General features: G+C 50.6%; 10 protein-coding genes, 1 pseudogene and 1 riboswitch. Of the genes and pseudogenes, 3 read left to right on the top strand and 8 right to left on the bottom strand.

What is annotated here, in order from left to right; genetic code table 11:
- Window positions 1-16: 16 nt before the first annotated feature.
- Window positions 17-1,075, bottom strand: a complete 1,059-nt coding sequence (locus tag ACSHXH_RS16925) for a putative urea ABC transporter substrate-binding protein (protein WP_435672977.1) — start codon at window positions 1,073-1,075, stop codon at window positions 17-19.
- Between the two features lie 91 nt (window positions 1,076-1,166).
- Window positions 1,167-1,279: riboswitch (guanidine-I (ykkC/yxkD leader) on the bottom strand.
- Window positions 1,280-1,815: 536 nt separating this feature from the next.
- Between ACSHXH_RS16925 and ACSHXH_RS16920 the strand changes: the two genes are divergently transcribed.
- The 3 genes from ACSHXH_RS16920 (at window position 1,816) to ACSHXH_RS16910 (ending at window position 3,862) form a co-directional block, all read left to right on the top strand.
- On the top strand, window positions 1,816-2,991 hold the full coding sequence (locus tag ACSHXH_RS16920; RefSeq protein WP_435672976.1) for an acyltransferase family protein: 1,176 nt from the start codon (window positions 1,816-1,818) through the stop codon (window positions 2,989-2,991).
- Between the two features lie 427 nt (window positions 2,992-3,418).
- A complete protein-coding gene (locus ACSHXH_RS16915) occupies window positions 3,419-3,652 on the top strand; it encodes a hypothetical protein (RefSeq protein WP_435672975.1) in 234 nt (77 codons plus the stop codon).
- Between the two features lie 12 nt (window positions 3,653-3,664).
- Window positions 3,665-3,862 carry a hypothetical protein gene (locus ACSHXH_RS16910; RefSeq protein ID WP_435672974.1) on the top strand — a complete coding sequence of 66 codons (198 nt, stop codon included), beginning with the start codon at window positions 3,665-3,667 and terminating at the stop codon, window positions 3,860-3,862.
- Between the two features lie 86 nt (window positions 3,863-3,948).
- Here the strand turns inward: ACSHXH_RS16910 and ACSHXH_RS16905 are convergent, their stop codons facing one another.
- The 7 genes and pseudogenes from ACSHXH_RS16905 to ACSHXH_RS16875 all read right to left on the bottom strand — a co-directional run.
- Window positions 3,949-4,608 (bottom strand): class I SAM-dependent methyltransferase, encoded by a 660-nt coding sequence (locus ACSHXH_RS16905; RefSeq protein WP_435672973.1) that lies wholly within the window; start codon window positions 4,606-4,608, stop codon window positions 3,949-3,951.
- A gap of 27 nt (window positions 4,609-4,635) precedes the next feature.
- Window positions 4,636-6,432, bottom strand: a complete 1,797-nt coding sequence (locus tag ACSHXH_RS16900; protein WP_435672972.1) for a hypothetical protein — start codon at window positions 6,430-6,432, stop codon at window positions 4,636-4,638.
- Complete coding sequence (locus ACSHXH_RS16895) at window positions 6,432-7,397, bottom strand: hypothetical protein (RefSeq protein ID WP_435672971.1); 966 nt, start codon at window positions 7,395-7,397, stop codon at window positions 6,432-6,434. Before ACSHXH_RS16895 ends, ACSHXH_RS16900 begins: the two co-directional genes overlap by 1 nt.
- A gap of 238 nt (window positions 7,398-7,635) precedes the next feature.
- Window positions 7,636-8,598 carry a hypothetical protein gene (locus tag ACSHXH_RS16890; protein ID WP_435672970.1) on the bottom strand — a complete coding sequence of 321 codons (963 nt, stop codon included), beginning with the start codon at window positions 8,596-8,598 and terminating at the stop codon, window positions 7,636-7,638.
- Window positions 8,599-9,691: 1,093 nt separating this feature from the next.
- Entirely contained in the window at window positions 9,692-11,281 is a 1,590-nt protein-coding gene (locus tag ACSHXH_RS16885; protein ID WP_435672969.1) for an acetate--CoA ligase family protein, read from the bottom strand.
- Between the two features lie 282 nt (window positions 11,282-11,563).
- The gene (locus tag ACSHXH_RS16880) at window positions 11,564-11,719 is read right to left on the bottom strand and encodes a helix-turn-helix domain-containing protein (protein WP_435673003.1); all 156 of its coding nucleotides are present in this window, start codon (window positions 11,717-11,719) and stop codon (window positions 11,564-11,566) included.
- Window positions 11,705-11,965 (bottom strand): annotated as a pseudogene (locus ACSHXH_RS16875) (recombinase family protein); the annotation flags it as partial. The pseudogene ACSHXH_RS16875 and the gene ACSHXH_RS16880, both read right to left, overlap by 15 nt.
- Window positions 11,966-12,010 lie beyond the last annotated feature (45 nt).

Here is a 12,010-nt window from a genome sequence, read left to right as displayed (position 1 = left end):
CGTTGGCAGAGCATGCTCAAAGTGCGCCGTCCGCAGCCATCTGCATGTAGGTCGTGTCAAAGCGGAACTGGACATTGTTGGGATCGCCGGTGTTGGACCCGTCCGGATAGACGATGCCGACAAAATCGGCAGATGGCGCGCCTTCGCCCAGGATACCCTTGTCAAACAGGAACTCCGCCACGCTGACCATGGTTTCTGGCAATGTCGCGCTTTGCGTGAATGCGACGGCCTCGGCAGGATCGTAGAACATTTCGGTTGAGGCAAGCTGCGCCTTGTAACCCGCCAGATCGGTTCCCGACGCTTCGGCCATGGCTGTCAGGACGGCTTCATCGCCTGCCGCCATCAGGTTCATCACTTCGTACCATGCGCCGACCATGGCTTTGCCGAAATCTGGGTTCGCCGCGAGCGTTTCTGTGTTGACGACCATCAGGTCGATGATTTCGCCGGGAATGTCAGAGCTGTCGAAGAGCTTGGTCGCGTTGGGGTCTTCAAGGATTGCCGAAACGAGCGGGTTCCATGTGACCACCGCTTCGACGTCGTCAGTTTGAAACGCCGCGACCATGTCTGCGTCGGAGGTGTTGATCACGCTGGCAAGATCGGCTTCGCGCAACCCGGCGCTGTCCAAGGCGCGAGCCAAGAGGTAATGCGACACCGAAAGCTCCACGAGGTTGACTGGCTTGCCGGCAAGGCTTGCCAGATCGCCGTCGCCCTTGAGGATAACCGCGTCATTGCCGTTGGAGAAGTCGCCCACGATCAGAGCGGTGGTGTCTACACCGCCGCCCGCTGGGATCGACAGCGTGTCCATGTTGGTCGCAGACACACCGTCAAACGCGCCAGCGGTGTATTGATTGATCGACTCAACATAATCGTTGATCTGCACGATCTCGATGTCGAAACCGTATTTTTCGGCCCACTTGTCCATGATGCCCGACTCTTCGAGATAGCCCCATGGCATCCAGCCGACATAGATCGACCATGCGATCCGAAATTCAGTTTTTTCCTGTGCGGAGAGTGGCGATCCAAGAACAGCCGCGATGGTGGCCGCGCTGATGGCGAAATGACGAAGTGCAGACATGGGACATCCCTTCTTGCAGCGTTCCGCCAATTGCGCATCGTCGGGCTGACCGAGGCGGAACTGGAGAGATCGGACATCCCGTTTCGCAGTGTTCTCCCGGGATTTTGCCCCGCCGTGTACCGAACGGAATTTGCCGCTGTGGTGGCATCTCTCGGACCAGACCCTCTGACTACGAAAAGAGGCGGAACCCTAGATGCGCTGCTTCGAACAGCATCATCGACATGCCGCGAGACTGAAACCTTATCCGTCTTGGACGCGCGGCGTCACGGTATTGATGATGAATTTTTGAGCGGTTGCTAGGAGGGCTGATTGTTCTGGAAGCAAAGGTCAGGCTGTTTTGCGTGCGTGTGGATCGGTCAAAAAGGTCATGCGACCAAGAATCATTCGGTGCGGAGGAATTCAAATGGATCGCCAAGGGCCGCATATCTGTTCTAAATCTCGGGTCTTTAGGAATGGCCTTGGCAGTGTTTGCGGCGCGTGCCGCATCGATTTGCACGATGCTCGGCAATAAAAAGGCGAAACCCTATCCGATCGCCCCACAGGTCTATCCTCCTGCGCAGCCCCGGAATGAATCTCACTGTGTAGTAAGAATACCGTGCAGTACCATCGTGGTTCTGCGCGTCGGGCTATCGGAGTGCAGACCCAAAATGACCACCCTTTCCCAAACCGTTATGCACCGCCTCGCCAGAATGTGCGGATTGGACCGCGCCGCGAAGTGAACCTCCGCCGCGCTAAAGGCCGTGGTCGAGATACCCGGCTTTGGGATTGGCCAGGGCGCGACGGTTGGAAAGCCGGTGGTGCGTCTGTCAGACAAAATCGGCGGTCGTGATAACCACTTTGATCAGATTCGGCTATCTATGGCTATATTGGTGGTGCTCGGACATAGCTGGTATCTTGCATTTGGGCCCGAGGTTCAGGTGCCCTTTGCGTGGCTTACCATCCACGGGTTTCACCAATACGCTGTCTACCTGTTCTTTTTTATCTCAGGGCTACTTGTGACGGAAAGTGCGCGTCGCCGCGAAACGGATCTTTTTGGATTTACGATTGCACGCCTGTTTCGGATTTTCCCGGCATTGATGGTATGTGCCGTTCTGACACCGATGCTGTTGATTGGACTTGGCGCTTGGACCGATGCCGGACTGGTTGAGGGAATGACCTACGCCCTGCGCCTGATTTCGCTGGTCGCTATCCTTTTCGAAGCTCCGGGTGCGTTTGAAGGATTGCCTTTCCCGCACGCCTTGAACGGGTCAGTCTGGTCTTTACGCCATGAAGTTGCCGCCTACGCCTTGCTTGGGATTTTCGCAGCAACAGGGATGTTCTTTCGCAGTCGCTTGGTCTTTTGGACCTATGCCGCTGTTGTGCTTTTCCTCGCGTCGGTTGGACATTTGCTGGCGGACAGCGCGCAAGGCGGCTTCGCATTCTTGCTTGCCGAAGGACGTTATGTCGTCGTCGCGTTCCTCTTCGGGGTTGTTGCGCACCGTGTTGCGCACTTACTTCCGATCAGTGGGCGTGTGGCGTGCATTGTCTGGTTGCTGGTCGTGACACTCGCACCGCGCCTGCCGGAACCGATTGCAATCTACATGATCATTGCAGCGCTCAGTTATTCTGTCTTGTGTCTTGCCTATCTCGGGGCTGCGCCCAAAGGAATGCCGCATGACATCAGCTATGGCGTATATATCTACGGCTGGCCAATACAGCAGCTTGTTGTGATGGCGATGATTGGGATTGTCGGTACAGTTCCCAGCCCGATGGAGATCTTCACAGTAGCGCTTCCGATCCTTGCCGTGCTGGCCTACCTGTCATGGCGTTGGATTGAGAAGCCGGCGATGCGCCTAGGCCAACGGCGGCAGGTAAACTCCAATGGCACAAATGGGCCTGTTTTTCTTCAGGCTGCTCCTACCAGGAAAGTCGTCTGAACGCGCAAGAGCTTTGGTCCCGCTTCCCTATGTGGCCGCGTGGTGTCTGTCAGCCCTGAACCCTAAGTTTCAGCGCAACGCGTTAGCGCCGGTTCCGTTTCAGCTGCATTGCCAGTTCGACGATTGGGAAAGTGCAATCGCGCCGATCAAACACCCAGATTAGGGGAGTTGTCACGTCGGACAGCAACACAGCCAAACAGCCCGCGCCAAAACTGGTCTGTCCATGACGACTACCTCGTTGCGCAGGGTTATCAGAGTGAAAGCCTTTGGGAAGATTTCGCCAATTCCGGTGCTTGTGACGATGGAGAGGGACTGTCAGTTTGGCTTTTGAAGAATTCCCGTCTTGCCGCCGATGTCCCGGAAGAGCACTCCGAGACCGCCTATATAACCAATCGCGCCATGGCCATTATGCAAGACGCGATAGAAGATGGGCGGCCTTGGCGCAGAGCCACCTGAGCTATATCAAGCCGCATTGGCCTTATATCGTGCCGCGCCCTACCACGACATCAATGATGCGGGTCACATCATAGATCCGGTGCGCGCAGATGCGGGACTTGAAACCAAACACCCTTTGATGCGCGCCTATTTGGACGCCCGGGTCTGTCGCAGCTATTCGCGCGACCATGTGCGGGAACACGTCATTCCAGCCTATTGGGCTTGATCAATCAGCTTGATGACAATCTGGGCCGCCTGTTCGCGTGGATGGACGAGAGGTGCCCATACCAAGATGATCTTTGGTGGCCGTTGGAAATACATTCGCTGCGAAGGTTTTGACCTGATCCTGTTCAATCTTGAAACGGGCCCAGACGAATTGGTTGACTTGGGCACCTCAGACACCACGCTTCACCCTGAAACCCGCACCCGCATGTAAGCATACCTTTTCCCGCCAAAAGGCTTGGCAAATCGCCTTTATTGCTGGGGTAAGTCCCGTCGAGAACGTGAGCGAACTTTATGGCTTCAGCTCATAGGCTTTTCCGAGGCGGTCGTCTTGCGAACCAATGTAAGGCCATCTTCAAAGGGAAAATCAATCACCTGCATGTTATCTTGGGCCGCGAGGGTCGAGATATAGTCACAAACCGAATAGGGATACGCCCCGTCTGTGCCGTATATATCTGACATTTTCCGCGTGACGCTGTCATGGAAAAAGACCAACCCGTTTTCGTTCATATGAGGCAAGAAGGTTTCATGGTCAAACCGGGCCTGATCTTCGCTGTGATATCCATCTACATATAGGAAATCGACTGGCGGTAGATCTTGAATCAGGCCCGACGCCTTAAATTCCTGAGTGGTCATCTGATGGTGATGGATATTGGGTACATCGTATTGCTCGAACCAATCCTCTACCTGTGATGGCGTTTTCCAAAAGTCATCGACAAAAGACGGATCAATAAACGTGACTTGCCCGCCTGCACCAGTGTCCCGCAACGCGCGGGCAAACATCATCGGGACAAATCCACGATAGGAGCCGATACAGACGACATGCTTGGGGCGATACGCGCGCGCCAGCCCGTAATACACCCATCCAAAACCAAGGTTCAGATCCTCTAAAGATTGGCTATGACCCATTCCTTGCAGTTCTGGGGTCTCGATGACTTGCCGAAGCCAATTGGAATTCATGGTATCTCTTTCTAATTTCTGACAGTTTTAACGAGGGCTACGGTTGGTTGGGCGCAAATGCAGGATCTTTTCACAATAGCCCGATGCGTCTGTTTTCAGTTGTTCCAAGGGTGATCCCTTGACGTCATGATGAATCAAAAGCCGATCGAACGTGTCTGTGGGCCATCCAGACCTGAGGACATCGTCAAGTGACAGAACGCAAAGCGCTTCTTTTGTCCTTTGATCCGTAAGAATAGTCTGGGCAGCGTAAAACCCATTTTGGAATGACCTGCGCACCACAACACCATCAGCAGCGATAAAGTTTGCCGTGCTGATCGCATTGCAAGAAAATTGTTGCGCAATTGCGTTGCATGTCGCCAGGGAAAGGGCATTCGGTTTTTGCGCAACCAATAGTGTCAGCGGAATGCGTGCTCCTGATGGAAAAAGACGCTTCACGATTCTCTCAGCAACTTCAAACCCGACCTGTGGTTGCGCATTTACTTCGCAAATCAGGGCGCCGTTTTGATGCCAAGGCACGGTGATGTCTGGAATAAGCAAGTCCACGCCTGCTGCGTCCAGACCCAACAAATCTGCCGCTGCAATGCATACTTCGAGGTTGGCTGGGTGAATTATATCCCAATCCAACTGTTCCGAAGAGCCTCCCGCGCTTGCGTTGTTCTTTCGCCGCAATGTAACAAATCTATCCTTGGCGGGCACATCATCCGGACCAAGGCCTTGTTGGCGCAACATGCCCATGGCTTCTTCGTCTATGATTAAGGGCGCGCGCCGCGCGTCTGTCGTTTTCTCTGCAAGGTCTCGCTGTTGCTGCTCATCGGTCACCAAGGCTGCGACATCGCGCAAACCATCCCCCACTACGCCGGCTGGAAGCTTTCGCGTGGCAGAAATGAGCTCTCCCTGAAACAGAGTAATCCGATGACCAACTCCCTCAAAATGCTTTTCAATCAAGATCGCGTTGGACACTTCGCGCGTGCGCTCATAGCACCAAGCCAAGGTCTCTTCATTTTCAATTCCGGCAAAAACCCCTTGTCCGCCGTCCTTATCCGCGGGTTTGATTGCGACGGGGTAGGTCAAGTCCCGCGCAACGGTGCAAGCCTGTTCAAGTGATTGCACCAAAAGGTTCGTCGCACCGGGCAGTCCCGCGTTACGCAATAACTCACCTGTTACATGTTTGTTGCGGGCCAACTTCACCGCCAGAGAGGGGGTCGCACCTGTAATGGTGCTTGAGAGTCGGTGCGCATGCACACCTGTTCCCAGCACAAGATAAGGGCCATCTTTCTCGAAAATGGGCAGGTCCATTTTCTGCGCGATATAGTGAAAGAACACGGGGTTCTGTCCGCGCACGCGGTGGGGGTAAGTGCACGCCTGCACTTCGACCATAAGCTTGCGCATCACCGTCTCCAGCCCGGCTCGATCCGGCAAAGCACGCAAGATATCAGGCAGCGCGGCAGAGAACTCTCGGAACGCGGCAATGGTTGCAGGCGGCTTCAAAGTGGGCACGACCAATTGGACCGTCCCAGCTTTGTTTCTTGGGGAGAGGACGCGATACTCTTTGCGCACTGGAATTTTTGCCCACCTCAAGGTGTGGACCATCCACATGACGACATGATGCAACGCTTCTGGCCCGACCAAGGGTGAGGGCCACTCTATCGCAGGTATATCGTTTTCAAATATCTCAGCAAACAGATCGTTTAGCGCAGACCAATCCGCCTCAGGAATGTCCTTGACCTTAATGTGAATGGTGAGCGACGCGCCCTTCATTCCAAAGGCGGCGCCTTTTCGGTACATCCAGCGGTCGGTTGCCAAGAAATAGGAGTCTGGTTTCATCAACCATCTTCCTGGCGCGCGTGGAAATATGAGGCAACGTCTCTCGCAAGTTGGCTATCAGGGTTTGTCCAGCACCAAGTACCGTTATCGGCAAGCCTAAGATCGCGATTTGGGTCAAAATCATGCTGCAATAGAACATTATGTCGGGCTAAGTATTGGCGGTTGGTCAAATCACCATGCCAGAGATGAAGTATTCGACCATCTATGAAGTCAAGTTTCCCGGATTTTCCGCAAGCAGCCCAATCTTGCATGTGTCGAAAGTGGCTGGATGAGATACTAAAGAAATTCTGATATTCCGAAATTTGAGATTGGACAGCTGCAATTACGACAGTATCAGCTCCGCCAATAACGTTTGCATCATACAATTGATGCGATGTTTTACGTTCAATCGGTGCGGCATATGCAAGGCCATGTGCTGGCCTGATCTGCTTTTCACTTTCATGCGAGTTAAGCGAGTCGTGTGGACGAAAATAATCATAGAGACAACCTCCTTCGGCAATATATTTTGACATTCCAATTTCATGTTTTACACCTTTTGGAATGGAAGCAATTGGCACATTTTCAGCACATTGCTCCTTGGATTGATGAATAACAGAGGAAAAAAGCTGTACTGCACCTGCGCCATTGTCCATTTTCGCAATTGCTTCAGACATCCAATTGTCATTTTCAAAAATGACGTCACAATCTACCCATGCGACATATTTTACATGGTTTGGTAATGCGCTAATTCCAAGGTTAATTAGACGTTCTTTTTGCCAAATCGAATCTTCTCCAGTTAGTTGGAGAACAACATTCGCATCAGATTGAGTGAGCTCAAAATTTCCGTTTTTCTCCAACTCCACCACGAGGAGCGGTGCGGACAAATTTTGCCGAAAAGTTTGGAAGTTATCAAATCTTTTTCGGTATTTACATGGGTTGAAGTAGGATGTGACAACCCACAAAGGGCTTGCGAGATCAACGCTCATGCTCCACCTTTCCTTTACTAATTAGCATCCTCAAAGGCTATGGCGCGTAATCCAAGCCGCAAACATATGGCCGACTTGGTCGCTTGGTTGGTTAGACGGAACAAGTATATCCAGGCATTGTGGCGTGTATCTTTAGGTATTCTGGCCGTGCAATAGTTGTTTTTTCTCATCTTCCGTGGGCAGTGTCAGTTGTGTCCGATGGTTTTCGTCAGATATCCCTAAAGTTGATCTTGTTGACTTACCCATCTTCCCGCCGCCCTCTAAAGTAATGTGCAACGTCTTTAGCCAATTGGCTGCTTGGACTCGTCCATTGCCACGCACCGGTATCGGATAATTCAATATCTCTTGTGGGATCAAAATTATGATTAATCAAAATCTTACTACGCTCTGCGTACCGGCGATTTTTGAAGTCACCATGCCAAAAGTGAAAGACACGTCCGGGAGTATAGCCAACGGTCCTGGTTCCTTGGTTTCTCATCCATCTTCTTTGGTGCTGATAATGAGCGTCGGACATGACATGGCGCTCGATAATCTTATCCCTGTCCTCTTGAGGCGTGAAACACGTAGCAACATCTATACGATCTCCAGCCCCAAGTATGTTAGCGTCGTAAAATTGTGTTTTTGTTTTTCTATTTATCCTAGCTGCCCAAGCATGACCCGCCGCCGATGCGGGGACGTGAATGGTACTATGCAAATTATGAAATTTTCGTACACCAATGCTATCAAATATGTCTCCGCCATCACGCAAAACCTTTGCTACGGAAACCTCTTGAACATAGTCAGATGGAAAAATGCTAAAATCTGCAGATTTTTGTTGTTCATGCTCACCTTGGTGAAGAATCCCCGAAAACAACTGAACCAAATCTGTCCCACCAGCTAGTTTATCAATTGTATCCTTCACCCAGTCAGTGTTTTCGAAAACCAAATCGCCATCTACCCACGCAACGTAATCTGCATGATCAGGCAGATGACTTATACCAACATTAATGAGTCTTTCTTTCTGCCATATGGCATCTTCACCTTGCAATTGGATGACAATATCAGCATCATCTTTAGAGAGTTCGAACTCTCCATATTTTTCCAATTCAACCACAACAAGCGGTGCGCTCAGTGCTTCCCGAAACTTGATGAAATTTCCGTACCTTTTTTGATATTTGCATGGGTTGAAATATGAGGTCACAGCCCAAAGTGGGCTCTTCATGCGGCTCCACATTAATTTGTACTCTCCGAGCTGTGAATTTACACTGACTCTATTAGCATTAAACATGCTTACCTGACACCTCTGGCCCAGATTTTCCGTGTTTGGGTTGATTCTCTTTCGAGAAATGTGAGCGCTGAAAGTTAAGGAGGGCACCATCGATGTGCGATGACACGTTGCAATGTGACGCTGAGTAACGCGAAACCATTTGGCGTTGCCAAATTTGTATCTTTAACCCGTGTATAGCACGCTGTGTAGTTCATGGGGTAAATGCGAGCTATCGACATACGACATTTACAGCCTGATCAAGAAGGGCATGAAGAAACAACTTTTCCGATTTCTTGTGTTGCAGATCTGATATGCTGCTCCAATTCTCTCCTCACTGTGGAAGTGAAGTTAGGTGAAGCACATTTCGATCGCGGGTCACAAAATTTGATCGGTGAGTTTTCGAACGTTTTGAGTAGGCACAGTGGTCACAGAGGGGCATCTGACAAAGCCACGAGCGATGCGTTTTCGGAACATCAGAATGTGACATGAGCGCAGCAATGGGTTGAGGGCATACGGACCGCCTCGACTGGGCGCTCTGGCGATACTTGATAATCGCAGAACGTCAATGTGCGTAAATGACTGTCGAACCGTTGTCGCCCAGTCTCTGGGCCGACCACAGACCTGCCCTCTGCGCGACCAGAAAACCTACAATCATGGGCTAAAATGAAGGACAAGAGAAGGGGCTTCTCCGACAAAAAGCGCCTGAGCCGCTCTTGGTTACATCCGCGCAATAAGCCCATGATGCGTCCATCGTTTCAAAGCGCGGTCGACTGGATAGTGGCTGTGGTTATCTTGCTCGCCGTAAGCTACCCCGCAAGAGATGCCGGACTGAGACCGATGAACATTTCAGGTAATCTGACGCCCGTCATCGGAATAACCTAATACACACATTATTATATTTTAATGGTGCCCGGGGGCGGAATCGAACCACCGACACGAGGATTTTCAATACACCGACAACGTTTATAATCAATGGCTTAGCGGAATTTGTCTAAATTCGTGTCTAACTTTGTCTCAGATAAACAATGCCACCAAGTGATACTTATCACTAACCGAGTTCTGGCTGAACGCTGACAAACATACGCTTAATCTTCTTCCGCTCCTCATCTGGAACGTCGTCGGATATTTCGAGTTCATTAAAATACTGGACCGGGCAGCCTTGCCGTAAAGCAATCTCTGGCGATGTCTTGACCTCCATATTATCGTAAATCGGGTCGAACAAACTGTTCTCATCTGGGGAGGCGGAAGATACAATAAGCCTTATAAACGGCTTCACTTTGATTTTTTGCGTAATAAAATCATCGTAAATATGCATATGCGAAACACCTAGTTGAGGCTGTGAATTCACTTCGCAAATGACAAAATTTCCGTCACGCCAGCTCTGAGATGCACCAACAGCGATCACGTCAATTCCGGTTACATTTAGCCTCATGATACGACTGATTTTTTCGCAAAGCTTTCGGTTATCTGGGTGAAAATCGTCTAAGAAGTCAGTTGTAGTATCGTTTCGACAGCTTGAACTAATATAGCACGTGCGTTCTTTTTCCAAAACCGAGCTAGTGGTCAAAGACTGATGTGCGAGGCTTCTAACAACGTCTTCATCAACGATGATCATCGACACAGAAGAGTTTGGATCCGTTCTTAGAGGTTCTTTGTTTATTTCGGAGATAAGCTCATCTATGGTAGATACTCCGTCTCCAACGACTACTGGGGGGTTCCGCCGTACTACTCGAGCGACCTCTCCATCAATTGTGTTGATACGATATATATGTCCAGGAACGTGCTTCTCAATCAATATTGATGTGTACGAGCTAGTAGAAAGAAGTTTCCAGCATTCCTTTAGTTCGCTCTCATCAATGATATTGGCATAAACACCCCGACTTTGTTCCTCAGCTTCGGGCTTAAGAACTACCGGATAGCCAATCTTTTCAGCAAAGCGTATCGCATCATCAATGGTCCGCACTCGTGCTTGTTCGGCGACAGGAATACCTGACATTTTCAGTAGTCGGTTGGTGTCGACTTTACTCTTTGCCAGCTGAACGCCGATTGCGCTCTCTTCATCTGTTAGCGAGCTGTTAAAAATACGTGAACCACTGCCGTATCCAAAAATGATGTGCCTTCCATTGAATATTTTGAACGGGATTTTGCGCTCTGCTGCCGCCGCTATGAAGTTACCCGCATTTGTGCCCGCCGGCAGAAACTGTCTTGCTAAACGCTTTTGCTTTTCTAAAAAGCCAGCGAGCTCTTTGCCCAATGCGCCTTTGTTCGCTAACTTCAGCAGTGCCTGTATTGCGTTCATGTTAAATCGTGACATTGCAGTAGACAGCGTGGGCAAGGAGAAGCACTGCGATCGATCTTCTTCAAACACACGAATAGGTGTAAATCTCTGGTCTCCACAGAAGTGGTTGAGCGTATCTAAAATTGTGACGAATAGGGCTTGTGGGGTGGCGTGCTCGATCGCTTCATCGCCAGTGAAAAACCTATGGTCATCCTCAAAGCGAGGAAGCTGATCCAGTATTTTTTTGAAGCCTGCTTCATGCTTTTGTACGTCAATTGTGTCTTCCAAAAAACGCAAAGTGATTGAAGGCTGTACGGCACCGTAGGCGTATCCCTCAATTTGGTTGATATCTATTTTCAAGGGCTCGTTCACTTTTTGTAATTTGCACACATGAGCTAGTAAGTTTTTGCTTCTTTGTACAGGTTACGGTGAAGATTGCCACGGTAGCTCAAGTCATCAGCCTGTTCAGCACTAAACCAATTCCACCACCTTCGCCCGTGCCTCACCGTCGCCTTCGATATATCTTTGGATAACAGCAAGTGACGCATATCCTGCTAGCATCTGCACGTCTCGAAGTGAGCCGCCAACTGAACTGATCTTCTTAGCGGCATTCGTGATATAAGTGCAGGGCTGCCTATGCGGTCATCCCAGCGACCGGTACACAGTCATCCGACTGACGCCAACAAGTTCAGCAATCTCTGTGACGCTGTGACCTTCAGCTTTCATCTTACGCAGACGATTTTCATCAGTAGTTTTCTTGCGTCCCTTATAGACGCCACGAGCCTTCGCACGAGCGATACCCTCTGCTTGTCTTGATCTGATGATGTTCCGTTCAAACTCAGCAAACGCCCCCATCATCTGCAACTGAAGCCGAGCGAACGCATCGTCGCTATCTCCTGAGAAAGTGAGTTTCTCTTTCAGAAACGAAATGCTGACCCCTTTGTCATTCAGAGTGCTGATGATGTCCTGTAGATCACGCAAGTCACGAGCAAGCCTATCGATGCTCCAGATGATGGACCTGTCACGCTTCTGTGCCGCCCCAAGTGCTCGTTTAAGCTACTTTCCGCTCGAAGGCGACGGGGCTTTTCC

Origin of the sequence: Marivita sp. (genome assembly GCF_051251565.1) — a bacterium.
Lineage (GTDB): Bacteria > Pseudomonadota > Alphaproteobacteria > Rhodobacterales > Rhodobacteraceae > Marivita.
Note: the sequence above shows the minus strand (reverse complement) of the source record. Positions and strands in the feature narration are given on the sequence as shown.

Excerpts from the sequence above, each read along its gene's own strand:
- ACSHXH_RS16895 (WP_435672971.1), bottom strand. The coding sequence starts at position 7,397 with ATGAGCGTTGATCTCGCAAGCCCTTTGTGGGTTGTCACATCCTACTTC.
- ACSHXH_RS16900 (WP_435672972.1), bottom strand. The coding sequence starts at position 6,432 with ATGAAACCAGACTCCTATTTCTTGGCAACCGACCGCTGGATGTACCGA.
- ACSHXH_RS16910 (WP_435672974.1), top strand. The coding sequence starts at position 3,665 with ATGACAATCTGGGCCGCCTGTTCGCGTGGATGGACGAGAGGTGCCCAT.
- ACSHXH_RS16925 (WP_435672977.1), bottom strand. The coding sequence starts at position 1,075 with ATGTCTGCACTTCGTCATTTCGCCATCAGCGCGGCCACCATCGCGGCT.
- ACSHXH_RS16915 (WP_435672975.1), top strand. The coding sequence starts at position 3,419 with ATGGGCGGCCTTGGCGCAGAGCCACCTGAGCTATATCAAGCCGCATTG.
- ACSHXH_RS16905 (WP_435672973.1), bottom strand. The coding sequence starts at position 4,608 with ATGAATTCCAATTGGCTTCGGCAAGTCATCGAGACCCCAGAACTGCAA.
- ACSHXH_RS16890 (WP_435672970.1), bottom strand. The coding sequence starts at position 8,598 with ATGAAGAGCCCACTTTGGGCTGTGACCTCATATTTCAACCCATGCAAA.